This is a genomic window from Streptomyces sp. NPDC102490 (assembly GCF_044765285.1).
Classification (GTDB): Bacteria; Actinomycetota; Actinomycetes; order Streptomycetales; family Streptomycetaceae; genus Streptomyces.
This window is the reverse complement of record NZ_JBIWJU010000010.1, coordinates 226,088-250,458: the sequence shown is the minus strand read 5'-3', so window position 1 is coordinate 250,458 and position 24,371 is coordinate 226,088. Positions and strand designations below refer to the sequence as shown.

Genomic DNA, 24,371 nt, shown 5'->3' with positions numbered 1-24,371 from the left:
GTCACTCCAGCCCGTACACCCGCCCGGCGTTCCCCGAGGCGATCATCCCCGCCACCCGTTGCGCGTCCCCGGGCGACCACGCCCCCTCGGCCACCCAGGTGCCCAGCACCCGGCCGAGGGCCTCGCGGAAGAGCCGGGCGGCGACCACGTGCAGCTCCGGCAGGCCCTGGGCGCCGCTGGAGAACAGGATCTTGCCGAACGGGGCCAGCTCCAGGATCTCCGCGAGGACCGTCGCCGCGCGGGCGCCGGTGCGCACCAGGGCGGCGCCGGAGTCGGCGTAGACGTGCGGGAAGACGCCGGCCAGGTGGGCGGCGTGGCGGTGGTAGGGGTAGCCGTGCAGCAGGACCAGGTCGGTGCCGAGTCCGACGGTGGCCCGGACGAAGTCGGTGAGCAGGACCGGGTCGGTGCGGTCGATGCGCAGGCCCGGTTCGCCGAGGCCCGCGTGCAGCTGGAGCGGCAGGCCCGAGGCGACGGCGATCCACAGCAGGTGGCGCAGCAGCACCGGGTCGCTCAGCTCCCCGCCGACCTCGCGTCCGGTCAGCCAGCGGGCGGCGGCCCCGCGCACCTCGCCGGGTCCCGGCGGCTCCGGGGCGAGTGCCAGGCCGTGCCGTACCCCGGCGACGGAGGTGAAGGCGACCGCGTGCACGGCGGCGCCGTGCACGGCCTCGGCGAGGTTGGCGAGGAAGGACTCGACGGTGCCTGAGGTGTCGGCGACCTGCTCGGCGAGGAGTTCCAGGCGCACGATCTCGCGGGTGTCCGCGTCCGCCGCGGTGGCCATCTCGGTGGGCCCGGTGAGGTCTCCGGGCAGTCCCGCGTCGACCAGGTAGGTGGTGATGCCGCTGCCGCGCAGCAGCCGGCGGTCGGCCTCCATGACGCCCAGTTCACGGCGCCGGGCCAGGTAGCGGGCGGGCGGGCAGTGCGGTTCCAGGCCGAGCAGGGGCGGGCACCAGCGGCGTACCGCGAAGCCGGTCTGGGTGTCGAAGAGGGTGGTGCCCGGTGCGGGCGGCCCCTCGGTGCGGGCCAGCTGGGCCTCGAAGGTGCCGAGGCCCAGCTCCGTTCTCAGGACGCCGTGGCAGTACTGGTCCACCAGGGTCGGCGTTTCGATCATCCGGGCTCCCCGTGCTGGGACCGTGCGCCTTGCGGCTTCCTACGGTCCTAACGGGTGAACCCGGTCTCAGGTGTTGCTGGGCCCGCCGACCTGGATGCCCGCCATGCGCGACCACTCGTAGCGGCCCGTGGTGACCTTGGCGGCGAAGTCGCCGTCGAAGTCCTCGTGGACGGTGACCTTGGACTGCTCGACGGCCTTCAGCGCGCCCTCGTGGGTGCGCGCGACCAGGTCGCCCCAGGCGCCGTCCTCGCCGACCAGTACGATCCGGGCGCCGCGCTCACCGAGATGGGCCACCTGGGCCTCGGCGCCGCCGTGGGCCTTGGCGAAGGATGCGATCCGCCGGGCCGTCCGGGTCACCTCGTACGCGGCCCACCGGTCGGCCCAGCCGGTCTTCGTGCCGGCCTGCTCCGTGTCCACCTGCTGCGTGTCTGCCATGACCAGGATGCTACCGACGGGTAGCTCAAACGGCGACGGGCGGGGTGCGTGGCCTTGACCACGCACCCCGCCCGTACACGGGGTCTTCAGCGTCTCAACGCAGGAAGGGGTCCACCGCGATGGCGAGGAACAGCACCGACACGTAGGTGATGGACCAGTGGAAGAGCCGCATCTCCTTGAGCTTGCCGCCGGTCACCTCGGCCTTGGCACGGTTCTGGAGCCCGTGCGCCTCCCACAGCCACATGCCGCCGGCCGCCACGGCGACCGCCGTGTAGAACCAGCCGGTGTAGCCGAGCGGCGTCAGCAGCAGCGACACGACGACCATCACCCAGCTGTAGATGACGATCTGCCGGGCGACCACCTTGTTGGACGCGATCACCGGGAGCATCGGCACGCCGACGCGCGCGTAGTCCTCCTTGACCTTCATGGACAGCGGCCAGTAGTGCGGCGGCGTCCAGAAGAACATCACCCCGAAGAGGATGATCGGCGCCCAGGACATCGAGTTGGTCACGGCCGACCAGCCGATGAGCACCGGCAGACAGCCGGCGATGCCGCCCCAGACGATGTTCTGCGAGGTACGGCGCTTGAGGATCATCGTGTAGACGACGACGTAGAAGAGGAGCGCGCCGAGCGAGAGCCAGGCCGACAGCCAGTTGACGGTGAACCCGAACAGCAGCGTGGAGACGATCGCCAGGGCGATGCCGAAGACGAGGCATTCGGCCGGGCTGACCATGCCGGTCACCAGCGGGCGCTGCGAGGTCCGGTCCATCAGCGCGTCGATGTCGCGGTCGATGTACATGTTCAGCGCGTTGGCGCCGCCGGCCGACAGATAACCGCCGACGCAGGTCAGCAGCACCAGCTTCAGATTCGGAACACCCTGTTCCGCGAGGAACATCACCGGAACGGTGGTGATCAGCAGAAGCTCGATGATCCGCGGCTTGGTCAGTGCCACGAACGCCTTGACACGGGCCCCGAACGGCCGGTGACTCGGGCTCTGGCTCGTCCCGATATCCCCCATTGCCTTAAGGGCATGGGAGGTACCCCCACCCGCAGGACGGGATTCAACGGCCGTCACGCACACCCCTGACAGAGACATCCCAGCGAGCCTCCCGCGTAGGAAGCGGCGGTAAAGGCTCGCGCGTACCACGCCACTTTAGACGTTGCCCATACCTCGGCCTTCGCGGGGGTGGGCTCGTGTTGGCGGGGGTGCTCCGACGTGCGTTCGGAGAGTCGATTGAGCGGTCAGATGAGCGGCTCCGTATTCACTTGCCGAATGCGGTTTCGCCCAGTCGACAGGCGGATCCACAAGAGTCCCGGCAGTCTGGTTTCCAGCGGAAAAACGCACGTACTTACGGGGGTAGGCTCGGCAATGGCCGGCCGACTCACGGACGCGCCGGCAGCCCGTGCACGCGTGCACCGGCAACCGACATGTGGAGAGGAGCCCTGACTCAGGGTGAGCACCAAGCCGACCACCACAGACCTCGAGTGGACCGAACTGGACCAGCGGGCCGTGGACACCGCCCGCGTCCTGGCCGCCGATGCCGTACAGAAGGTTGGCAACGGCCATCCGGGTACGGCGATGAGCCTGGCGCCCGCCGCCTACACCCTCTTCCAGAAGGTGATGCGGCACGACCCCGCCGACGCGAACTGGGTCGGGCGCGACCGTTTCGTGCTGTCCGCGGGCCACTCGTCCCTGACCCTCTACACCCAGCTGTACCTGGCCGGCTTCGGCCTGGAGCTGGCGGACCTCGAGTCCTTCCGCACCTGGGGCTCCAAGACCCCCGGTCACCCGGAGTACGGCCACACCACGGGCGTGGAGACCACGACCGGTCCGCTGGGCCAGGGCGTGGCCAACGCGGTGGGCATGGCGATGGCCGCCCGCTACGAGCGCGGTCTGTTCGACCCGGAGGCCCCCGAGGGCACCTCCCCGTTCGACCACTTCGTCTTCTGCATCGCCGGTGACGGCTGCCTCCAGGAGGGCATCTCCGCCGAGGCGTCCTCGACGGCCGGGCACCAGAAGCTCGGCAACCTGGTGCTTTTGTGGGACGACAACCACATCTCCATCGAGGGCGACACCGAGACCGCGGTCTCCGAGGACACCTGCAAGCGGTACGAGGCGTACGGCTGGCACGTCCAGCGCGTCGCCCCCAAGCCGGACGGCGACCTGGACCCGAGCGCGATCTACGACGCGATCGAGGAGGCGAAGCGGGTCACCGACCGGCCGTCCTTCATCGCCATGCGCTCGATCATCGCCTGGCCCGCCCCGAACGCGCAGAACACCGAGGCCGCGCACGGCTCGGCGCTCGGCGACGACGAGGTCGCGGCGACCAAGCGCGTCCTGGGCTTCGACCCGGAGAAGTCCTTCGAGGTCTCCGACGAGGTCATCGAGCACACCCGCAGGGCGCTGGAGAAGGGCCAGGCGGCCCGCGCGGTGTGGGAGAAGTCCTTCCAGCAGTGGCGGGACAACAACCCGGAGCGCGCCGCCGAGTACGACCGCGTCGCCAAGGGCGAGCTGCCCGCGGGCTGGGAGGAGAAGATCCCGGTCTTCGAGGCGGGCAAGGGCCTGGCCACCCGCGCCGCGTCCGGCAAGGTGCTCCAGGCGCTCGGCGCGGTGATCCCGGAGCTGTGGGGCGGCTCGGCCGACCTCGCGGGCTCGAACAACACGACGATCGACAAGACGTCGTCCTTCCTCCCCGCGGGCAACCCGCTGCCGGAGGCGGACCCGTACGGCCGCACCATCCACTTCGGCATCCGCGAGCACGCGATGGCCGCGGAGATGAACGGCATCGCGCTGCACGGGAACACCCGCATCTACGGCGGAACGTTCCTGGTCTTCTCCGACTACATGCGCAACGCGGTACGGCTGTCCGCGCTGATGCACCTGCCGGTGACGTACGTGTGGACGCACGACTCCATCGGTCTGGGCGAGGACGGTCCGACCCACCAGCCGGTCGAGCACCTGGCCTCGCTGCGCGCCATCCCGGGCCTGAACGTGGTCCGTCCGGCCGACGCCAACGAGACGGCGATCGCCTGGCGGGAGATCCTGCGCCGCTGGACGAAGGAGTTCGGCAAGGGCCAGCCGCACGGTCTGGCGCTGACCCGCCAGGGTGTGCCGACGTACGAGCCGAACGAGGACGCGGCCAAGGGCGGCTACGTGCTGTTCGACGCCGAAGGCGGCGAGGCGCAGGTCGTCCTCATCGCCACCGGTTCCGAGGTGCACGTCGCCGTCGAGGCGCGCGAGCAGCTCCAGGCCGACGGTGTGCCGACCCGTGTGGTGTCCATGCCGTCCGTGGAGTGGTTCGAGCAGCAGGACCAGGGGTACCGGGACAGCGTCCTGCCCCCGTCCGTGAGGGCCCGTGTCGCGGTCGAGGCCGGGATCGGCCTGACCTGGCACAAGTACGTGGGGGACGCCGGCCGGATCGTCTCCCTGGAGCACTTCGGTGCTTCGGCGGACGCCAAGGTGCTCTTCAAGGAGTTCGGTTTCACCGCCGAGAACGTGGCCTCCGCCGCGCGGGAATCACTCGCCGCGGCCCAGCGCTGACGCCCATACACGACACGTAGGAGATGCATTTTCCATGACAGACGCACTCAAGCGCCTCTCCGATGAAGGCGTCGCGATCTGGCTGGACGACCTGTCGCGCAAGCGGATCACGTCCGGCAACCTCGCCGAGCTGATCGACCAGCAGCACGTCGTGGGCGTCACCACCAACCCCTCGATCTTCCAGAAGGCGATCTCGCAGGGCGACGGCTACGACACGCAGCTCACCGACCTCGCCGCCCGCGAGGTGACGGTGGAAGAGGCCATCCGCATGATCACCACGGCGGACGTCCGCGACGCCGCCGACATCCTGCGCCCGGTGTTCGACAACACCGGCGGCAAGGACGGCCGGGTCTCCATCGAGGTCGACCCGCGCCTCGCCCACAACACCCGCGCGACGGTCGCCGAGGCCAAGCAGCTGGCCTGGCTGGTGGACCGGCCCAACACGCTCATCAAGATCCCGGCCACCGAGGCCGGCATCCCGGCGATCGCGGAGACCATCGGCCTGGGCATCAGCGTCAACGTCACGCTGATCTTCTCGCTGGAGCGCTACCGCAAGGTCATGGACGCCTTCCTGACCGGCCTGGAGAAGGCCAAGGAGCGCGGCCTGGACCTGTCGCAGATCCACTCCGTGGCGTCCTTCTTCGTGTCCCGCGTGGACACCGAGATCGACAAGCGGATCGACGCGCTGGGCACCGACGAGGCCAAGGCGCTGCGCGGCAAGGCCGCCATCGCGAACGCCCGCCTCGCCTACCAGGCGTACGAGGAGGTCTTCGGCACCGACCGCTGGGCCGCCCTGGAGAAGGCCGGCGCCAACAAGCAGCGTCCGCTGTGGGCGTCGACCGGCGTCAAGGACAAGGCGTACAGCGACACCATGTACGTCACCGACCTGGTCGCGCCCAACACGGTGAACACCATGCCGGAGGCGACGCTGTTCGCCACCGAGGACCACGGCGAGATCACCGGGGACGCCGTCTCCGGGACGTACGAGCAGGCCCGCGCGGACCTCGACGCGGTCGAGAAGCTCGGGATCTCCTACGACGAGGTGGTCCAGCTCCTGGAGAAGGAAGGCGTCGACAAGTTCGAGGACGCCTGGAACGACCTGCTGAAGTCCACGGAGGCGGAGCTCAAGCGCCTCGCTCCCTCGAAGGGCTGAGAATTGTCAAGCAGCAACCCGCTGCGTGACCCCGCAGACCGACGGCTCCCGCGCATCGCGGGGCCGTCGGGTCTGGTCATTTTCGGCGTCACCGGCGATCTGTCCCGCAAGAAGCTCATGCCCGCCGTGTACGACCTCGCCAACCGGGGCCTGCTGCCGCCGGGCTTCTCGCTCGTCGGGTTCGCCCGCCGCGACTGGGAGCACGAGGACTTCGCCCAGGTCGTGCACGACGCCGTCAAGGAACACTCCCGCACGCCGTTCCGCGAGGAGGTCTGGCAGCAGCTCATCCAGGGGATGCGCTTCGTCCAGGGCACCTTCGACGACGACGACGCCTTCGAGCGGCTGCGCGGCACCATCGAGGAACTGGACAAGGCACAGGGCACGGGCGGCAACTTCGCCTTCTACCTGTCGGTGCCGCCGAAGTCCTTCCCGGTGGTCATCCAGCAGCTGAAGAAGCACGGTCTCGCCGACCAGACGGGCGGCTCCTGGCGGCGCGCGGTGATCGAGAAGCCGTTCGGCCACGACCTGAAGTCGGCCGAGGAACTGAACGCGATCGTCCACGAGGTCTTCGGCTCCGACCAGGTCTTCCGCATCGACCACTACCTGGGCAAGGAGACCGTCCAGAACATCCTGGCGCTGCGCTTCGCCAACACGATGTTCGAGCCGATCTGGAACCGGTCCTACGTGGACCACATCCAGATCACCATGGCCGAGGACATTGGCATCGGCGGCCGGGCCGGCTACTACGACGGCATCGGCGCGGCCCGCGACGTCATCCAGAACCACCTGCTCCAGCTGCTCGCCCTGACCGCCATGGAGGAGCCCGCCTCCTTCGACGCGGACGCGCTGGCGGCGGAGAAGACCAAGGTGCTCGGCGCGGTCCGGCTCCCCAAGGACCTGGGCCGCGACACCGTGCGCGGCCAGTACGCGGCCGGGTGGCAGGGCGGTGCCAAGGCCGTCGGCTACCTGGAGGAGGAGGGCATCGACCCCAAGTCGAAGACCGACACCTACGCCGCGATCAAGGTCGGCATCGACAACCGCCGCTGGGCGGGCGTCCCCTTCTACCTGCGCACCGGCAAGCGGCTCGGCCGCCGGGTCACGGAGATCGCGGTCGTCTTCCAGCGGGCCCCGCACTCCCCCTTCGACACGACGGCCACCGAGGAACTGGGCTCGAACGCGATCGTCATCCGCGTGCAGCCCGACGAGGGCGTCACCGTCCGCTTCGGTTCCAAGGTGCCGGGCACGTCGATGGAGATCCGGGACGTGTCGATGGACTTCGCCTACGGCGAGTCCTTCACGGAGTCGAGCCCGGAGGCGTACGAGCGCCTGATCCTCGACGTGCTGCTCGGCGACGCCAACCTCTTCCCGCGCACGGAGGAGGTCGAGCTGTCCTGGAAGATCCTCGACCCGATCGAGGAGTACTGGGACGCGCACGGCACCCCCGCGCAGTACCCGGCCGGCACCTGGGGGCCCGTCGAGGCGGACGACATGCTGGAACGAGACGGACGGAGCTGGCGCCGGCCATGAAGACCGACCTCACGGACACCACGGCCAGCAAGATCAACAAAGCGCTGGTGCTCGGCCGGCGGGCCATCGGGACCCCGGCCGTGGGCATGGTGCTCACCCTGGTCATCGTCACCGACGAGGAGAACGCCTACGACGCCCTGAAGGCCGCGAGCGACGCCGCGCACGAGCACCCCTCGCGCACGCTCCTGGTCATCAAGCGGGTCTCGCGTTCGCCCCGGGACCGCACCCGGTCCCGGCTGGACGCCGAGGTGCGCCTCGGCGCCGACGCGGGCACCGGCGAGACGATCGTGCTGCGGCTGTACGGCGACGTCGTCGACCACGCCCAGTCGGTGGTCCTTCCCCTGCTGCTGCCGGACGCCCCGGTCGTGGTCTGGTGGCCGGTGAACGCGCCGCTGGACCCGGCGAAGGACCCGCTGGGCGCCCTCGCCCAGCGCCGGGTCACCGACACCTACGCCTGCGAGGAGCCGATACGGGAGCTGGTGGCCCGTGCCGACGCCTACGCGCCGGGCGACACGGACCTGTCGTGGACCCGCATCACGCCGTGGCGCTCGATGCTGGCGGCGGCCCTCGACCAGGTCGACTGCCAGGTGCAGTCGGTCGAGGTGGAGGGCGAGGAATTCAACCCGAGCTGCGAGCTGCTCGCGATGTGGCTCGCCGACCGGCTGGACGTGCCGGTGAAGCGCACGGTGTCGAGCGGGCCGGGGCTCACCGCGGTCCGCATGGACACCGACTGCGGTCCGGTCGTCCTGGACCGCGCCGACGGCTCGCTGGCCAACCTCTCCATCCAGGGCCAGCCGGCCCGCGCGGTCGCGCTCAAGCGCCGTGACACGGCCGAGCTGATCGCGGAGGAGCTGCGGCGCCTGGACCCGGACGACACGTACGCCTCGGCGCTGCGGTACGGCCTGGACCGGCTGAACGCACCGGCCAAAGGAGACCCGGCCGACGAGGGCGCCGTCGCGGCCGCCGCTCCCGTCGGGACGGTCGCGAAGGCTCCCGCGAAGGACGCGGCGCAGGAGAAGGCACCGGTGAGGAAGGCGGCGGCGAAATGAGCGACACCCCGCAGCTGGTCGTGCACCGTGACAAGGAGCTGATGGCCGAGGCCGCGGCGGCCCGCCTGATCACGAAGATCGTGGACGCGCAGGCCTCCCGGGGCAGCGCGTCCGTGGTCCTCACCGGCGGTCGCAACGGCAACGGCCTGCTCGCGGCCCTGGCCGGCTCCCCGGCCCGGGACGCGATCGACTGGGGCCGGCTCGACCTGTGGTGGGGCGACGAGCGCTTCCTGCCGGAGGGCGACCCGGAGCGCAACGTGACCCAGGCGCGTGCGGCGCTGCTCGACACGGTGCCGCTGGACCCGAAGCGGGTGCACGCGATGGCGCCGTCCGACGGCCCCCACGGTTCGGACGTGGAGGCGGCGGCCGCCGCCTACGCGCAGGAGCTGGCCACGGCCTCCGTTCCGGAGAACCACGCCGCGGTCCCGTCCTTCGACGTCCTGCTCCTCGGCGTCGGCCCGGACACCCACGTGGCGTCGCTCTTCCCGGAGCACCCCGGAGTCCGGGAGACGGAGCGCACGGTGATCGGCGTCCACGGCTCCCCCAAGCCGCCGCCCATCCGTATCTCCCTGACCCTGCCCGCGATCCGCGCCGCCCGTGAGGTGTGGCTGCTCGCGGCGGGCGAGGACAAGGCGAACGCGGTGGCGATGGCCCTGTCGGGCGCGGGCGAGATCCAGGCCCCGGCAGCGGGCGCCCGGGGCCGCGCCCGCACCCTGTGGCTACTGGACTCGGCAGCGGCGTCCCAACTGCCGAGATCCCTCTACCCACCGGCGTCGGCATAATCCAGCCCGTCCGGCGCTTGAGGACGAGGCCGTCCAGGCCGAAAGCGGGGGTCTGGGGGCGGCAGCCCCCAGGGACGGGAACGGGAAGGGGCGGCGGGGGCGAAAACCCTCGCCGTCCCTTCGGCACGTTCACACCCGCCCGCGCATCTCCCGATAGACGGCGACCAGCGCGGCCGTGGACGGATCGAGGCCGGGCACGTCCGCCCCCTCGGTGAGGGCCGGCTCTACCCGCTTGGCCAGCACCTTCCCCAGCTCCACACCCCACTGGTCGAACGAATCGACGTGCCACACCGCGCCCTGCACGAACACCTTGTGCTCGTACAGCGCGACGAGCTGCCCCAGCACCGACGGAGTCAGCTCGCGGGCGAGGATCGTCGTCGTCGGACGGTTGCCGCGGAAGGTCTTGTGCGGGACCAGTTCCTCGGGCACTCCCTCGGCGCGTACCTCGTCCGGGGTCTTGCCGAAGGCGAGCGCCTGGGTCTGCGCGAAGAAGTTGGCCATCAGCAGGTCGTGCTGGGCCTTCAGTCCGTCGCTCAACTCGCCCACCGGCCGCGCGAAGCCGATGAAGTCCGCCGGGATCAGCTTCGTGCCCTGGTGGATCAGCTGGTAGTACGCGTGCTGCCCGTTGGTGCCCGGCGTGCCCCACACCACCGGCCCCGTCTGCCACTCCACCGGGTTCCCGTCGCGGTCGACGGACTTGCCGTTGGACTCCATGTCCAACTGCTGGAGATACGCGGTGAACTTCGACAGATAGTGGCTGTACGGCAGGACCGCGTGCGACTGTGCGCCCAGGAAGTCGCCGTACCAGACGCCCAACAGGCCCATCAGCAAAGGCACGTTGGACTCGGCGGGCGCGGTGCGGAAGTGCTCGTCGACGAGGTGGAAGCCGTCGAGCATCTCCCGGAAGCGGTCCGGGCCGATGGCGATCATCAGGGAGAGCCCGATCGCCGAGTCGTACGAGTACCGGCCGCCGACCCAGTCCCAGAACTCGAACATGTTGGCCGTGTCGATGCCGAACCCGGCGACCTTCTCGGCGTTGGTCGACAACGCCACGAAGTGCTTGGCCACCGCGGCTTCGTCACCCAGCGCGGCCAGCAGCCAGGACCGCGCCGAGGTGGCGTTGGTGATCGTCTCGATGGTGGTGAACGTCTTGGACGCGATGATGAACAGCGTCTCCGCCGGGTCCAGGTCCCGGACCGCCTCGTGCAGGTCGGCGCCGTCCACGTTGGACACGAAGCGGAAGGTGAGCGAGCGGTCGGTGAAGGCCCGCAGCGCCTCGTAGGCCATGGCCGGACCGAGGTCGGAGCCGCCGATGCCGATGTTGACGACGTTCCTGATGCGCTTGCCGGTGTGACCGGTCCACTCGCCGCCCCGGACCCGGTCGGCGAAGCCGGCCATCTTGTCGAGCACGGCGTGCACCTGGGGGACGACGTTCTCGCCGTCGACCTCGATCACCGCGTCCCGCGGGGCGCGCAGCGCGGTGTGCAGCACGGCCCGGTCCTCGGTGATGTTGATGCGCTCACCGCGGAACATCGCGTCGCGCAGCCCGAACACGTCGGTGGCGGCGGCCAGCTCGCGCAGCAGCCGCAGGGTCTCGTCGGTGGCGAGGTGCTTGGAGTGGTCGACGTACAGGTCTCCCACGCGGAGCGTCCAGCCGGTGCCGCGCCCCGGGTCCGCGGCGAACAACTCGCGCAGCCGCACCTCGCCGAGCTGCTCGCGGTGCTTGGCCAGCGCGGCCCATTCGGGCGTCTGGTGGAGCCTGGTACGGCCGTCTGCGTTCATGTCGGACGTCAGCCTTCTTCCTTGGGGTGTCCCAGCTGTCCCGGCTGTACAGCTGTTCCAACCTAGATGATCAGGAATGAGGGCGTCCGACGGAGACGGAACTAGATCTCGCCGCGCAGTTTGGCGAGGGCCTCGGCGAGGATCGCCTCGCCGTCCGCGTCGCTGCGGCGCTCGCGCACATACGCGAGGTGGGTCTTGTAGGGCTCGGTGCGCGGCGGGTCCGGCGGGTTGTCCCGGTCCTGTCCGGCGGGGAAGCCGCAGCGCGGGCAGTCCCAGGTCTCCGGGACCTGGGCGTCGCTCGCGAAGCTCGGCTGTGTCTCGTGTCCGTTGGAGCACCAGAAGGAGATGCGCAGACGCGGCGCGGACTCGCCACGCTCGGCCTCGCCCATCGGCCCCGCCCCGACCCGGCTTCCCCGGATCGCGTTGCCACTTGCCACGGTCGTAACTCCCTGCGTGATGGTGCCGCGAAGCGAGTCGGCGTTTCGCTTCGCTGCGAGCGCCTCAGTCTACGTAAGGCCCAACGCGCGTCCAGTATTTGGAGTTACAAGCTCCAGTGCACAGACGCAAGCCCCATGATAGGCGGCGCGCCGAAGCGCGTACCCGACATGGGGCTTTACGTGCACAAGTGTGTGACGGGGCGACGGGGCCCCTCAGTTGTTGGCCTTCATGAGCAGGCCGAGCACCATGATGCAGGCGAACCAGCACAGACCGACCACCACGGTGATCCGGTCGAGGTTGCGCTCGGCGACCGAGGAGCCGCCGACGGACGACTGCATGCCGCCACCGAACATGTCGGAGAGGCCGCCGCCCTTCCCCTTGTGCATCAGCACCAGCAGCATCAGCAGCAGGCTGAAGACGATCAGGGCGATCGAGAACCCCAAAACCACGGCTGGACCAACTTCCTCGGATTCGGATGAACGACGGGGGCACGGTGACAGCAGGCCACCATGCCCCCGCAAGGGTACGACGTATCGCCGCTAGCGCATACTCACTGGTCGATCTGCCGCTCGACCGGCCGCCGGCTACTGGTCGCGGAAGCGGACGATCTTGACGAACTCGTCCGAGTCCAGCGAGGCGCCGCCGACCAGGGCGCCGTCGATGTCGGGCTTGGCCATGATCTCGGCGACGTTGCCGGACTTGACGGAGCCGCCGTACTGGATGCGGACCTTGTCGGCCAGCTCCTGGGAGTACAGCCCGGCGAGCTTGCCGCGGATCGCCGCGCAGACCTCCTGGGCGTCGTCGGCGCCGCAGACCTTGCCGGTGCCGATGGCCCACACGGGCTCGTAGGCGATCACGACGGACTCGGCCTGCTCGGCCGGGAGGTCCTTCAGGCCGCCCTCGACCTGGGCGAGGGTGTGCTCGACGTGGTTGCCCGCCTCGCGGACGTCCAGCTCCTCGCCGACGCACAGGATCGGGGTCAGACCGTGCTTGTAGGCGGCCTTGACCTTGGCGTTCACGATCTCGTCGGTCTCGGCGTGGTACTGCCGGCGCTCGGAGTGGCCGACGGCCACGTACGCGCACTTCAGCTTGGCCAGCATGGGGCCCGAGATCTCGCCGGTGTAGGCGCCGCCGTCGTGCGCGGAGATGTCCTGGGCGCCGTACTTGATCTTGAGCTTGTCCCCGTCGACCAGGGTCTGCACGGAGCGCAGGTCGGTGAAGGGGGCGAGGACGGCGACCTCGACGGCGTCGTAGTCCTTGTCCGCGAGGGCGAAGGCGAGCTTCTGGACGTGGGCGATGGCCTCCAGGTGGTTGAGGTTCATCTTCCAGTTGCCCGCCATCAGCGGCGTGCGGGTGGTCATCGGGGTCAGTCCTCCAGTGCGGCGAGGCCGGGGAGCGTCTTGCCCTCGAGGTATTCGAGGGAGGCGCCGCCGCCGGTCGAGATGTGGCCGAATGCGTTCTCGTCGAAGCCGAGCGTGCGCACGGCCGCGGCGGAGTCGCCGCCGCCGACCACGGTGAAGCCCGGGGCGTCGACGAGGGCCTGGGCGACCGCTTTGGTGCCCTCGGCGTAGTCGGGGTGCTCGAAGACGCCCATGGGGCCGTTCCAGAAGACGGTGGCGGCGTCGGCGAGCTTCGATGCGTACAGCTTGCGGGTCTCGGGACCGATGTCCAGACCCTCCTGGTCGGCCGGGATGGCGTCCGCGGCGACGGTGGTGGGGTTGGCCGGGGCCTTCGTCTTGAGGTCGGGGAACTCGGGCGCGACCAGCACGTCGACGGGCAGGACCAGCTCGACGCCGTTCTTCTCGGCGCGCTCGATGTACTCCTTGACCGCCGGGATCTGGTCCTCCTGGAGCAGGGAGATGCCGACCTCGTACCCCTTGGCCTTGAGGAAGGTGTACGCCATGCCGCCGCCGATGAGCAGCCGGTCGGCCTTGCCGAGCAGCTGGTCGATGACGGCGAGCTTGTCGGAGACCTTGGCGCCGCCGAGGGCGACCACGTACGGGCGCTGCACGTCGTCGGTGAGCTTCTTCAGCACGCCGACCTCGGTGGCGATGAGGTACCCGGCGTAGTGCGGCAGCCGCTTCGGCAGGTCGAAGACGGACGCGTGCTTGCGGTGCACCGCGCCGAAGCCGTCGCCGACGTAGACGTCCGCGAGGCCGGCCAGCCGGTCGGCGAAGGCGGCGCGCTCGGCGTCGTCCTTGCTGGTCTCACCGGCGTTGAAGCGCAGGTTCTCGATGACGGCGACGCCGCCGTCGGCGAGGCCGGAGACGACGGCCTCGGCGGAGCTGCCGACCGTGTCCTCGGCGAAGGCGACGTCGGCGCCGAGCAGTTCACCGAGGCGGGCGGCGGCCGGGGCGAGGGAGAAGGCGGGGTCCGGGGCGCCCTTGGGGCGGCCCAGGTGCGAGGCCACGATCACGCGGGCGCCGGCGTCGGCCAGGGCCTTGACGGTGGGCACCACGGCACGGATGCGGCCGTCGTCGGTGATGGCGGTGCCGTCCAGCGGGACGTTCAGGTCGGCGCGGACGAAGACGCGCTTGCCCGCGACGCCTTCGGAGAGCAGTTCGTCGATCGTCTTCAAGAGGGCTCCTGGGTTCTCGGATCGCTCGTGATCCTACGAGGACTGGGGGCGGCGGACGCGACGCAGGGCCCGGGCAGCGCGACCTTGCGCTGTCCGAGCCCTGCTACCGCATCGAGGTGCCTTGCTGAAGTCGCTCAGAAGTCGCTCAGAGCTGGTCGCCGACGAAGACCGTGAGGTCGACGAGGCGGTTCGAGTAGCCCCACTCGTTGTCGTACCAGCCGAGGATCTTCACCGACTTGCCGTCCTGGACCATGGTCAGGGACGAGTCGAAGGTGCAGGAGGCCGGGTCGCCGACGATGTCCGAGGAGACGATCGCGTCCTCGGTGTAGAACAGGATGCCCTTGAGGTCGCCGTCGTCGGCGGCCTTCTTGAACGCGGCGTTGACCTCGTCCTTGGTGACCTCGCGCTGGAGCTCCACGACCAGGTCGGTGGCCGAGCCGGTCGGGACCGGGACGCGCATCGCGATGCCGTCGAGCTTGCCCTTGAGCTGCGGCAGGACCAGCGCGGTGGCCTTGGCGGCACCCGTGGTGGTCGGGATGATGTTCTCCGCGGCGGCACGGGCGCGGCGCAGGTCCTTGTGCGGGAAGTCCAGGATGCGCTGGTCGTTCGTGTACGCGTGGACCGTCGTCATCAGGCCCTTGACGATGCCGAAGTTCTCGTCGAGGACCTTGGCCATCGGCGCCACGCAGTTGGTGGTGCAGGAGGCGTTGGAGATGACATGGTGGTTCGCCGGGTCGTACTTGTCCTGGTTGACGCCCATCACGATGGTGATGTCCTCGTCCTTGGCCGGAGCCGAGATGAGGACCTTCTTCGCGCCACCGGCGATGTGCTTCTCCGCGTCGGCCTTCTTCGTGAAGATGCCGGTCGACTCGATCACGATGTCGACGCCCAGGTCGCCCCACGGGATGTCGGCCGGGTTGCGCTCGGACAGGACCTTGATGGTCTTGCCGTCGACGGTGATGGTGTCCTCGGTGTGCGAGACCTCCGCCTTGAGGCGGCCGAGGATGGTGTCGTACTTCAGCAGGTGGGCGGTGGTCGCGGTGTCACCCAGGTCGTTGACAGCCACGATCTCGATGTCCGCACCCTGCTCCAGCAGCGCGCGGAAGTAGTTACGACCGATGCGGCCAAAGCCGTTGATGCCTACGCGGATCGTCACGAACCGATCTCCTCGTTGGTACGCCGGCCCGATGTGCCGGCGAGCTGTATTTGGGATGTCCCCGACCACCTCCGACCCTACCTCCCTACGGCGTCGGGGGTGACATCGAGACGGCCCATACCCGGCAGGGCGGTCCGTACCCGCCAGTAGGGGTACGGACCGCCCTGGGCGGCGGGGACCGATCACCCGATTTCGCTACACCGGGTCAGTCCCCCGTACACCGGAATTCACTCGTCCAGGGCATGCAGCGCCTGCCGGACCAGTGCCGCGCGGGCGGCCGGCTCGGCGAGGTGCTCCAGGCCGAAGCCCAGCAGCACGGTGTCGTCCGTGGTGACCGCGCCGTAGGTCTGGAACAGCGTCCCGGTGCGGGTCCAGTCCTTCAGGACGGCGGGGCTTCCCTCGGGCGGTCCGGCGACCCGCCAGGCGCCCAGCGAGGCCTCGAAGCCCTCGGTCTGCGTCGCCGTGCCCCCGACGACCAGGGAGGCCTCGTCGGCGAGGACGCCCCGGCCGCCGGTGCCGGGGTCGGTGACGTAGGCGATCGACAGCTCGACGGACTTCCCGGCGTAGGCGCTCAGGTCGAACTCGACCTGTTTCCAGCCGCCGGAGGAACCGGTGAGGCTGTTCCACTGCCCGGTGGTGCCGGTGGCGGCGCAGCCCTCGTCGGACTGGGTCAGGTAGTGCCCGAGCCAGGGGTGCTCGCCCAGGTAGAACCCGGCCGCGCAGTCCGCGGGCACGGCCGTGCCGGTGGCGCCGTTCGCCTCGGGGAGCGTGGTCCAGTCGTCGGCACCGGTGGTGTGCGCCTCGACCAGGGCGTGGTCGTAGCCGCGTTCGGTGTCCCACAGCAGCTGGGTGCGGAGCGTGGGCCGGTCGGCGGCGGTGACACCGGTGAGGTCGACGGTGCGGGTCAGGCGCTTGTAGGAGTCGTCGGTGTGGACGGCGGCGGCCATCCACTCCCCCGCGTAGGGCCCGTACGGGTTGACCGTCCCGGCGAACTTCCCGGCGCCCTCGCTGGCGAACTGCGGGTACGTGCCGGGGTCCAGCTCGTCCGAGGTCACGCTGTAGGTCCCGGCGGCGTCCAGCGGGTTGCCGGGGGCGTCGCCGAGGGTGCCGCCCGCCGTGCCGAGCTTGCCGGAGCCGGTGAAGCCGGTGGCGCCGGAGGTCGAGGTGCGGGTGTAGGCGCCCAGGTAGTACTGGCTGAAGTCGTCGGAGAGGGTGCCGCCGCCGAGGTCGACCTCGCCGCCGGCCTGCTCGCCGGCCTCGATCAGCTTGCCGCCCTCGTTGAGGAAGGCGCGCAGCTGGAGCTGGGTGGCGTTGCCGGGCACCGCGGCGCCCGTGTAGTGGACGACGGTGCCGAAGTGGCCGAGGACGCCGAGCGCGTCGGGAGCGCCCTGCGTGGCGACGTCCCAGACGGCCGCGCGCCGGCCGTTGGCCTTGAGCGCGTCGACGTACGTCCGGGTCTGCGCGGCCTTCGCGCCCTCCTCGGCGACGACGAGGACGTCGGCGCGGGGCCGCTCGGCGACCGTGTACGTGAAGTGCTCGCTCTCGGTGCGCTTGCCGTGCTTCCCGTGCCGGTCGTGGCTGCCCCGCGGCCGCTCGCCGCTGAACCAGACCTCGACGCGGTCGCCGGGGCCGGCGCCCCTGACCCGGGCCCGGTACTCGTCGAAGTAGAGGTTGTCCGCACCGCCGTACGTCTCGCCGCCCCGCCAGGGCCGCAGCGTCGTGTCGTGGGTGCGTCCGCCGTTGACGCGGTACCTCAGCTCCTTGTCGCGCACGGACTTGCGGACGACGACGGAGACCTCCTGGTCGGCGCCGCGCGCGTAGGAGGTGGTGAAGGGGGCCGGGGTGAAGTCGGCGGCGTCCAGGCCGACGGAGGAGGACGGCCGGTCGGGGTGGGCGGCGCTCTCGGCGACGGAGAGGGCGAAGGGGATGTTCTTGGCGAACTCCTCCTGGATCAGCTTCTCGTCGTCGGGGAAGGTGAAGCCCGACCGGCAGTCGCGCGCGTTCCACTGGTCGTCGGGGTCCGCGTCGGAGGCCGTCTGACAGGTCGACATTTCCGGGGTGAACATCGCCATGCCGTTGACGTTGGCCGCGTGTCCGTCGGCCTCGCCGTTGGTGGTGTACAGCTCCGAGGAGACCTGCGGGTGGTAGCCGGGGATCGCGGAGTTGTCGGGGGTTCCGGCCAGCGCCTTGTAGAGGACGTCGTCCGGGGTGTCGGTGGCCACCTGCCAGCCGACGCCGTAGAGGAGGAGTTCGGCGGCGGAGTGGTAGTTGATGCCGTACGTGAAGCCGATCCGCTTCTGGAAGGCGTCGAGTGCCTTGGTCTCGGGCTCGGAGCCGGGGCTCGCGCCGCGGTAGGTCTCGCTGGTGGGGTTGGGGGACGAGCCCTCGTCGTCGTAGCCCCACTTGTAGGCGAAGTTGCGGTTGAGGTCGACGCCGTCGCCGGTGCTGATGGTGCCGTCGCCGTTGACGTCGCGCAGGTTCTTGCGCCAGAGGCGGTGGTCGGTGTTCTCGAAGGTGTAGTCGTAACCGTCGGGGTTGGCCGACAGGACGAACCACAGCTCGGTGGAGTCGACGACCTGCCTGATCCGCCGGTCCTTCTGGTAGTTGTCCAGGTAGTGGTGCATCAGCCGCCGGGTCATCTCCGGGGTGATCCACTCGCGGGCGTGCTGGTTGGACATGTAGAGGACGGACGGCTTGGCGCCGTCCTTCGACTGCTTCGCGTGCCGGGTGAGCTTGAGCGCCAGGATGTCCTGGCCCTTCACGGTCTTGCCGATGGAGACGACCTTGGTCAGGCCGGGGTTCTCCTGGGCGGTGCGCAGGATCTCCTCGCGCAGTCCGCCGCTGCCGCTGTAGGGGCGGAAGACGCCGTCGGCGGCGCTCTCGACCCGCTTCTCGGCCTGGGCGGACAGGGTGTGCTCGGTGAGGTCGACGCCCTGCTTCTCCAGCGTGCCGGCCTGCTTCCCGGTGAGGTACAGCTCGACGGCGGCCGTACCGCGGGCGGGTACCTGCTCGCCGAGTTCGTGGCCGTCCTGGCCGGCGGCCAGCAGCAGGGGTACCTGCTCCCGGGTGACGTCGGCGCGGAAGACCTTCACTTCGTTCGCGTCCGGGGTCCCCGGGTCCGCGGGTTGTGCCTGGGCGATGGGCGCGAAGCTCGCTCCGCCGATCAGGAGCGCGCCGACGGCGAGGATCGATCTCGCTCTTCGTCTCATGAAACCCCCTGGGTGGGGCCTGTCCGACAGGCCTGGGTCCGCCACAGCAGCGAACAGATGCCAGGCTCATGACAGCTCATGATCGAGTCAAGAGTGCGGCTGGGACACGCGAAAGCCGGTGCCGGTCACCCAAGTGGGCGACGGCACCGGCTCGTTGGCGGTGCTGCCGGTCCGGTCAGCCGACCAGGTTGTCGGCCAGCTCCTCGCCGAGGTTGGCGTCCGTACCGGCGATGCCGAGGTCCGAGGCCCGCTTGTCGGCCATGGCCAGCAGGCGGCGGATGCGTCCGGCGACGGCGTCCTTGGTCAGCGGCGGGTCGGCGAGGGCGCCCAGCTCCTCCAGGGAGGCCTGCTTGTGCTCCATGCGCAGGCGCCCGGCGGCGGCGAGGTGCTCGGGCACGTCGTCGGCGAGGATCTCCAGGGCGCGCTGCACCCGGGCGCCTGCGGCGACGGCCGCGCGGGCGGAACGGCGCAGGTTGGCGTCGTCGAAGTTGGCGAGCCGGTTGGCGGTGGCGCGGACCTCGCGCCGCAGTCTGCGCTCCTCCCAGGCCAGCACCGAGTCGTGGGCGCCGAGCCGGGTGAGCAGGGCGCCGATCGCGTCGCCGTCGCGGACCACGACCCGGTCCACGCCGCGCACCTCGCGGGCCTTGGCGGGGATCGACAGCCGGCGGGCGGCGCCGACCAGGGCGAGTGCCGCCTCGGGGCCCGGGCAGGTCACCTCCAGGGAGGAGGAGCGACCGGGCTCGGTGAGCGAGCCGTGGGCCAGGAAGGCCCCGCGCCAGGCGGCCTCGGCGTCGCAGGTGGCGCCCGAGACCACCTGCGGCGGCAGGCCCCGGATCGGGCGTCCCCGGCCGTCCACGAGGCCGGTCTGCCGGGCCAGCTGGTCACCGCCCGCGACCACCCGGACGACGAAGCGCGAACCGCGGCGCAGCCCGCCCGGAGCCATCACGATCAGCTCCGAGCTGTGCCCGAAGATCTCCAGGATGTCCCGCTTGAGCCGTCGCGCCGCGTTCCCGGTGTCCAGCTCCGCCTCGATCACGATGCGTCCGCTCACCAGGTGGAGGCCGCCGGCGAACCGCAGGACGGCGGAGACCTCCGCCTTTCTGCAGCAGGTCCGGGTGACGGGGAGCTGGGAGATCTCGCTCTTCACCGCTGCCGTCATCGCCATGGGCCGATCCTTCCATGCATCCGAAAAATACGGTCGTACGCGGCGGCCAGCAGCTCCGGGTCGTGCCTCGGGGTCCCGTCGGTCCGGGCGACCGGAGCCAGCTCGACCGCGGCGCCGAACCGTTTCGCGGCGTCGGTGAGCGAGTCACGGTCGGGCACGGCGGCCTCGTCGGCCAGCACCACGTCCAGGGCGAGTTTAGGGGCGTGTCGTCCCAAAACCTCCAAATGACGCTGCGGGGAGAAGCCCTCAGTTTCTCCGGGCTGCGGGGCGAGGTTCAGCGAGAGCACCCGGCGCGCCTTCGTCTCGACCAGCGCGTCCAGCAGATCCGGCACGAGCAGGTGCGGGATGACCGAGGAGAACCAGGAGCCGGGGCCGAGCACCACCCAGTCGGCGTCCAGGACGGCGTCGACCGCCTCGTGGACGGCCGGCGGGTCGCTGGGCACCAGGTGCACGGACTGCACCTCGCCGGGCGTGAGCGCCACGGTCGCCTGCCCCCGTACGGTGTCCACCGCGTCGGGCCGCTCCGGGTCGTGGCCCCTGACCAGGGCCTGGAGCTCCAGCGGGACGGCGGACATGGGCAGCACCCGCCCGTGCGCGCCGAGCAGCTTGCCCACCAGGTCCAGCGCCTGGACGTGGTCGCCGAGCTGTTCCCACAGGGCGACGATCAGCAGATTGCCGACCGCGTGTTCGTGCAGGTCGCCCTGGGACTGGAAGCGGTGCTGGATGACGCGGGCCCAGGTCTGGCCCCAGTCGTCGTCCCCGCACAGCGCGGCCAGCGCCTTGCGCAGGTCGCCGGGCGGCAGGACGCCCAGCTCGTCGCGCAGGCGCCCGCTGGAGCCGCCGTCGTCGGCCACGGTGACGACGGCGGTGAGGTCGCCGGTGATCCGGCGCAGCGCGGCGAGCGAGGCGGACAGGCCCATGCCGCCGCCGAGCGCGACGACCTTGGGCTGGGCGCCCCGGCGGCGCGGCTTGCCGCCGCGCGCCTGTTCGGGCCGGGCGGCCCGGGTGTCGGCGGGTCTGCCGCCGCGTCCCTCGGGCACCACCCGGCGCAGCCTGCTCAGCCGCGGAGTACGTCCTGTCATTCCCCTGTCATTCCCGTCCCATGTCCCGGTGGACGACCACCGTCTCCACGCCCTCGGCGGCGAGCCGGGCGGCGAGCTTCTCCGACATGGCCACGGACCGGTGCTTGCCGCCGGTGCAGCCGACGGCGACGGTCACATAGCGCTTGCCCTCCCGACGGTAGCCCGCCGCGATCAGCTGGAGCAGCTCGGCATAGCGGTCGAGGAACTCCTTGGCCCCGGGCTGGTTGAGGACGTAGCTCGACACCTCCTCGTTGAGGCCGGTGAAGGGGCGCAGCTCCGGGACCCAGTGCGGGTTGGGCAGGAAACGCATGTCGACGACGAGGTCGGCGTCGACCGGGAGGCCGTACTTGAAGCCGAAGGACATCACCGTGGCCCGCAGCTCGGGCTCTTCCTCGCCGGCGAACTGGGCGTCCATCTTGGCGCGCAGCTCGTGGACGTTGAGGCTGGAGGTGTCGATGACCAGGTCGGCGTCGCCGCGCAGCTCGCGCAGGAGCGTCCGCTCGGCGGCGATGCCGTCGACGATCCGGCCGTCGCCCTGGAGGGGGTGCGGGCGGCGCACCGACTCGAAGCGGCGCACCAGGGCGTCGTCCGAGGACTCCAGGAAGACGATCCGGCGGGTGACGCCCCGGGCGTCGAGGTCCGCCAGGGATTCGCGCAGATTGTCGAAGAAGCGCCGGCCGCGGACGTCGACGACCACCGCGATGCGGGCCACGTTGCCCTGCGAGCGGGCGCCGAGCTCCACCATGGTGGGGATCAGCGCGGGCGGCAGGTTGTCGACGACGAACCAGCCCAGGTCCTCCAGACACTTGGCGGCCGTCGAGCGGCCGGCCCCGGACATGCCGGAGATGATCACCAGCTCGGGGATGGCCGCCTCGTGCGCCCCGGCCGTTTCCTTGCCCGTACTCACCTGTGCTCCGTCGTCGCGGGTCTGTTCCCGGTCGGCTGTGTGCCCGGTCTGTTCTCTTCGCGTCGCGGGCTGTGTCTGTTCTCGTCCCGCTGCGGGCCGTACCTCGTGCTCGGTCATCTCTCCTGCCCCCGTCGTTCGTCCGGGGAGCCCGCGGACACGGGCTCCCCCGGGGCATCCGCCGTCGTCTCGGGTGCCCCGTCGTCCTCATCCATGATCTCTCCGGTCGCCGTGTTCACGGCGGGCGCGGCCGGGGTGGCCCGGGCGAGGGCCACGGCGACGGTCTCGGCCGTCTTGCGGCCTATGCCGGGCACCTCGCAGATCTGGTCGATCGTCGCCGACCGCAGCTTCTTCACCGAACCGAAGTGCTTGATCAGCGCCTGTTTGCGGGTCTCCCCCAGACCGGGCACGTCGTCCAGCGGACTGGAACGGAACCGTTTGGCGCGCTTGGCGCGCTGGTAGGTGATCGCGAAGCGGTGGGCCTCGTCGCGGACCCGCTGGAGCAGGTACAGGCCCTCGCTGGTGCGGGGCAGGACGACCGGGTCGTCCTCGCGGGGCAGCCAGACCTCCTCCAGGCGCTTGGCGAGACCGCACACGGCGATGTCGTCGATGCCCAGCTCGTCCAGCGCCCGCTGGGCGGCCGCGACCTGCGGCTGCCCGCCGTCGACGACGACGAGCTGCGGCGGGTAGGCGAAGCGCTTGGGCCGCCCGTCGTCGTCCTTGAGCGCGGGGCCGTCGGTGAGTGCCGCGGCGTCGTCCGTGGCGCCCGCACCGCCCATGCCGTCCGCCCCGCCCATGCCGTCCGCCCCGCTCGCGCCGTCCGCGCGCCGGTCGCCGTCGGTCAGTCCCTCGCCGTCCGTCCACTCGCCGGTCTTCTCCTTCTCGGCGAGGTAGCGGCGGAAGCGGCGGGTGATGACCTCGTGCATGGAACGGACGTCGTCCTGTCCCTCGAAGCCCTTGATCTGGAACCGCCGGTATTCGCTCTTCCGGGCCAGCCCGTCCTCGAAGACGACCATGGAGGCCACGACGTCGTCGCCCTGGAGATGCGAGATGTCGTAGCACTCGATCCGCAGCGGGGCGCTGTCCAGGTCGAGGGCCTCGGCGATCTCCTCCAGCGCGCGCGAGCGCGTCGTCAGGTCGGAGGCACGCTTGGTCTTGTGCAGGACGAGGGCCTGCTGGGCGTTGCGCTGGACGGTCTCCATCAGCGCCTTCTTGTCGCCGCGCTGCGGGATGCGCAGCGACACCCCCGACCCGCGGCGCTCGGTCAGCCACTGCTGGACGGGCTCCACCGGGTCGGGCAGCGCGGGGACCAGGACCTCCTTGGGGACGGCGTCGCCGCTCTCCTCGCCGTACAGCTGCTGGAGGGCGTGCTCGACGAGGGCGCCGGTGGTGATCTCCTCCACCTTGTCGGTGACCCAGCCGCGCTGGCCGCGCACGCGTCCGCCGCGCACGTGGAAGATCTGGACGGCTGCCTCCAGCTCGTCCTCGGCGACCGCGATCAGATCGGCGTCGGTGGCGTCGGCGAGCACCACCGCGCTCTTCTCCATGGCCTTCTTGAGGGCCCCGATGTCGTCCCGCAGGCGCGCCGCCCGCTCGTACTCCATGTCCTCGGCCGCCTCGGCCATCTGCCGCTCCAGGCGGCGCAGGTAGGTACCGGTGCGGCCGGCCATGAAGTCGCAGAACTCGTCGGCCAGGTCCCAGTGGTCGTCGGGGGTGATGCGGCCGACGCAGGGCGCCGAGCACTTGCCGATGTAGCCGAGCAGGCAGGGGCGGCCGGTGCGGGCGGCGTTCTTGAAGACGCCCGCGGAGCACGTGCGCACCGGGAAGACGCGCAGCAGGAGGTCGACGGTGTCGCGGATCGCCCAGGCGTGCCCGTACGGCCCGAAGTAGCGCACGCCCTTCTTCTTCTGGCCGCGCATCACCTGGACGCGCGGGAACTCCTCGTTCATCGTCACCGCGAGGTACGGGTAGCTCTTGTCGTCGCGGTACTTGACGTTGAACCGGGGGTCGTACTCCTTGATCCAGGAGTACTCCAGCTGGAGCGCCTCCACCTCCGTGGACACCACGGTCCACTCCACGGACGCGGCCGTCGTGACCATGGTGCGGGTGCGCGGGTGCAGGTTCGCCAGGTCCTGGAAGTAGTTCGCCAGGCGCTGGCGCAGGCTCTTCGCCTTTCCGACGTAGATCACCCGGCGGTGCTCGTCACGGAACCTGTACACCCCCGGGGAGTCCGGGATCTCTCCCGGCCTGGGGCGGTAGCTGGAGGGGTCGGCCATGACTCACACCCTACTGGCGCGGACCGACACTCCGGCGGGGCTGTGGACGACGGGCCGGCCCCCTGTGGACGGCCCGCGGGCAAGGGCGGGGACGACGGTGCGGGGCCGGTCGGTCACGCCGGGTGGCCCCCGGGACGGCGGGCCCGAGCGTTCTCGGCCAGGAGCGCGCGACGGTCGGGCGCCAGG

At 70.8% G+C, this 24,371-nt stretch carries 19 protein-coding genes; 5 read left to right on the top strand and 14 right to left on the bottom strand.

Annotated elements, in window-relative coordinates; all coding sequences use genetic code 11:
- Position 1: 1 nt before the first annotated feature.
- The 3 genes from ACIRGB_RS24265 to ACIRGB_RS24255 form a co-directional block, all read right to left on the bottom strand.
- On the bottom strand, positions 2–1,108 hold the full coding sequence (locus ACIRGB_RS24265; RefSeq protein WP_403868734.1) for an amidohydrolase family protein: 1,107 nt from the start codon (positions 1,106–1,108) through the stop codon (positions 2–4).
- Positions 1,109–1,174: 66 nt separating this feature from the next.
- Complete coding sequence (locus ACIRGB_RS24260; RefSeq protein WP_403868731.1) at positions 1,175–1,543, bottom strand: hypothetical protein; 369 nt, start codon at positions 1,541–1,543, stop codon at positions 1,175–1,177.
- A gap of 94 nt (positions 1,544–1,637) precedes the next feature.
- Positions 1,638–2,624 carry a heme o synthase gene (locus ACIRGB_RS24255; protein ID WP_403869122.1) on the bottom strand — a complete coding sequence of 329 codons (987 nt, stop codon included), beginning with the start codon at positions 2,622–2,624 and terminating at the stop codon, positions 1,638–1,640.
- A 372-nt stretch (positions 2,625–2,996) separates the two neighbouring features.
- On the opposite strand from ACIRGB_RS24255, the gene tkt reads away from it, so the two are divergent.
- From tkt to pgl, 5 genes are read left to right on the top strand one after another with little or no spacing between them, the layout of a single operon-like run.
- Positions 2,997–5,084 carry a transketolase gene (gene tkt, locus ACIRGB_RS24250; protein ID WP_403868728.1) on the top strand — a complete coding sequence of 696 codons (2,088 nt, stop codon included), beginning with the start codon at positions 2,997–2,999 and terminating at the stop codon, positions 5,082–5,084.
- A gap of 34 nt (positions 5,085–5,118) precedes the next feature.
- Complete coding sequence (gene tal, locus ACIRGB_RS24245; protein ID WP_123623157.1) at positions 5,119–6,237, top strand: transaldolase; 1,119 nt, start codon at positions 5,119–5,121, stop codon at positions 6,235–6,237.
- Between the two features lie 3 nt (positions 6,238–6,240).
- Complete coding sequence (gene zwf, locus ACIRGB_RS24240) at positions 6,241–7,764, top strand: glucose-6-phosphate dehydrogenase (protein WP_398912563.1); 1,524 nt, start codon at positions 6,241–6,243, stop codon at positions 7,762–7,764.
- Positions 7,761–8,813, top strand: a complete 1,053-nt coding sequence (gene opcA / locus ACIRGB_RS24235; protein WP_403868724.1) for a glucose-6-phosphate dehydrogenase assembly protein OpcA — start codon at positions 7,761–7,763, stop codon at positions 8,811–8,813. Before zwf ends, opcA begins: the two co-directional genes overlap by 4 nt.
- Positions 8,810–9,595 (top strand): 6-phosphogluconolactonase, encoded by a 786-nt coding sequence (gene pgl, locus ACIRGB_RS24230; RefSeq protein ID WP_403868721.1) that lies wholly within the window; start codon positions 8,810–8,812, stop codon positions 9,593–9,595. The genes opcA and pgl overlap by 4 nt, the downstream gene beginning before the upstream one ends.
- A gap of 129 nt (positions 9,596–9,724) precedes the next feature.
- Here pgl and pgi read toward each other — a convergent pair whose 3' ends face one another.
- The 11 genes from pgi to uvrC all read right to left on the bottom strand — a co-directional run bounded on the left by pgi (position 9,725) and on the right by uvrC (position 24,185).
- Positions 9,725–11,377: a glucose-6-phosphate isomerase gene (pgi, locus tag ACIRGB_RS24225; RefSeq protein WP_403868718.1), complete on the bottom strand. Its 1,653-nt coding sequence runs from the start codon at positions 11,375–11,377 to the stop codon at positions 9,725–9,727.
- 101 nt (positions 11,378–11,478) lie between these two features.
- A complete protein-coding gene (locus ACIRGB_RS24220; RefSeq protein ID WP_003976875.1) occupies positions 11,479–11,814 on the bottom strand; it encodes an RNA polymerase-binding protein RbpA in 336 nt (111 codons plus the stop codon).
- A 213-nt stretch (positions 11,815–12,027) separates the two neighbouring features.
- Complete coding sequence (gene secG, locus ACIRGB_RS24215) at positions 12,028–12,264, bottom strand: preprotein translocase subunit SecG (RefSeq protein ID WP_078535794.1); 237 nt, start codon at positions 12,262–12,264, stop codon at positions 12,028–12,030.
- Between the two features lie 135 nt (positions 12,265–12,399).
- Positions 12,400–13,176 (bottom strand): triose-phosphate isomerase, encoded by a 777-nt coding sequence (gene tpiA, locus ACIRGB_RS24210; protein WP_403868713.1) that lies wholly within the window; start codon positions 13,174–13,176, stop codon positions 12,400–12,402.
- A gap of 5 nt (positions 13,177–13,181) precedes the next feature.
- Positions 13,182–14,393, bottom strand: coding sequence for a phosphoglycerate kinase (locus ACIRGB_RS24205; protein ID WP_403868710.1), 1,212 nt, complete (start codon positions 14,391–14,393; stop codon positions 13,182–13,184).
- A gap of 145 nt (positions 14,394–14,538) precedes the next feature.
- On the bottom strand, positions 14,539–15,549 hold the full coding sequence (gap, locus tag ACIRGB_RS24200; RefSeq protein ID WP_403868707.1) for a type I glyceraldehyde-3-phosphate dehydrogenase: 1,011 nt from the start codon (positions 15,547–15,549) through the stop codon (positions 14,539–14,541).
- Positions 15,550–15,776: 227 nt separating this feature from the next.
- Positions 15,777–18,758 carry a M14 family zinc carboxypeptidase gene (locus tag ACIRGB_RS24195; RefSeq protein WP_403868704.1) on the bottom strand — a complete coding sequence of 994 codons (2,982 nt, stop codon included), beginning with the start codon at positions 18,756–18,758 and terminating at the stop codon, positions 15,777–15,779.
- Between the two features lie 175 nt (positions 18,759–18,933).
- The gene (whiA, locus tag ACIRGB_RS24190; RefSeq protein ID WP_030185801.1) at positions 18,934–19,923 is read right to left on the bottom strand and encodes a DNA-binding protein WhiA; all 990 of its coding nucleotides are present in this window, start codon (positions 19,921–19,923) and stop codon (positions 18,934–18,936) included.
- Entirely contained in the window at positions 19,914–21,005 is a 1,092-nt protein-coding gene (gene yvcK / locus ACIRGB_RS24185; RefSeq protein ID WP_403868700.1) for a uridine diphosphate-N-acetylglucosamine-binding protein YvcK, read from the bottom strand. Before yvcK ends, whiA begins: the two co-directional genes overlap by 10 nt.
- 7 nt (positions 21,006–21,012) lie before the next feature.
- On the bottom strand, positions 21,013–22,029 hold the full coding sequence (gene rapZ, locus ACIRGB_RS24180) for an RNase adapter RapZ (protein WP_403868697.1): 1,017 nt from the start codon (positions 22,027–22,029) through the stop codon (positions 21,013–21,015).
- Positions 22,026–24,185 (bottom strand): excinuclease ABC subunit UvrC, encoded by a 2,160-nt coding sequence (uvrC, locus tag ACIRGB_RS24175; protein ID WP_403868694.1) that lies wholly within the window; start codon positions 24,183–24,185, stop codon positions 22,026–22,028. The genes rapZ and uvrC overlap by 4 nt, the downstream gene beginning before the upstream one ends.
- Between the last annotated feature and the right edge of the window lie 186 nt (positions 24,186–24,371).

What these genes read in the sequence shown, in the direction of transcription:
- ACIRGB_RS24265 (WP_403868734.1), bottom strand. Translation starts at nt 1,108, where the DNA reads ATGATCGAAACGCCGACCCTGGTGGACCAGTACTGCCACGGCGTCCTG.
- ACIRGB_RS24260 (WP_403868731.1), bottom strand. Translation starts at nt 1,543, where the DNA reads ATGGCAGACACGCAGCAGGTGGACACGGAGCAGGCCGGCACGAAGACC.
- tal (WP_123623157.1), top strand. Translation starts at nt 5,119, where the DNA reads ATGACAGACGCACTCAAGCGCCTCTCCGATGAAGGCGTCGCGATCTGG.
- opcA (WP_403868724.1), top strand. Translation starts at nt 7,761, where the DNA reads ATGAAGACCGACCTCACGGACACCACGGCCAGCAAGATCAACAAAGCG.
- pgl (WP_403868721.1), top strand. Translation starts at nt 8,810, where the DNA reads ATGAGCGACACCCCGCAGCTGGTCGTGCACCGTGACAAGGAGCTGATG.
- pgi (WP_403868718.1), bottom strand. Translation starts at nt 11,377, where the DNA reads ATGAACGCAGACGGCCGTACCAGGCTCCACCAGACGCCCGAATGGGCC.
- tpiA (WP_403868713.1), bottom strand. Translation starts at nt 13,176, where the DNA reads ATGACCACCCGCACGCCGCTGATGGCGGGCAACTGGAAGATGAACCTC.
- ACIRGB_RS24195 (WP_403868704.1), bottom strand. Translation starts at nt 18,758, where the DNA reads ATGAGACGAAGAGCGAGATCGATCCTCGCCGTCGGCGCGCTCCTGATC.
- whiA (WP_030185801.1), bottom strand. Translation starts at nt 19,923, where the DNA reads ATGGCGATGACGGCAGCGGTGAAGAGCGAGATCTCCCAGCTCCCCGTC.
- yvcK (WP_403868700.1), bottom strand. Translation starts at nt 21,005, where the DNA reads ATGACAGGACGTACTCCGCGGCTGAGCAGGCTGCGCCGGGTGGTGCCC.
- rapZ (WP_403868697.1), bottom strand. Translation starts at nt 22,029, where the DNA reads ATGACCGAGCACGAGGTACGGCCCGCAGCGGGACGAGAACAGACACAG.
- uvrC (WP_403868694.1), bottom strand. Translation starts at nt 24,185, where the DNA reads ATGGCCGACCCCTCCAGCTACCGCCCCAGGCCGGGAGAGATCCCGGAC.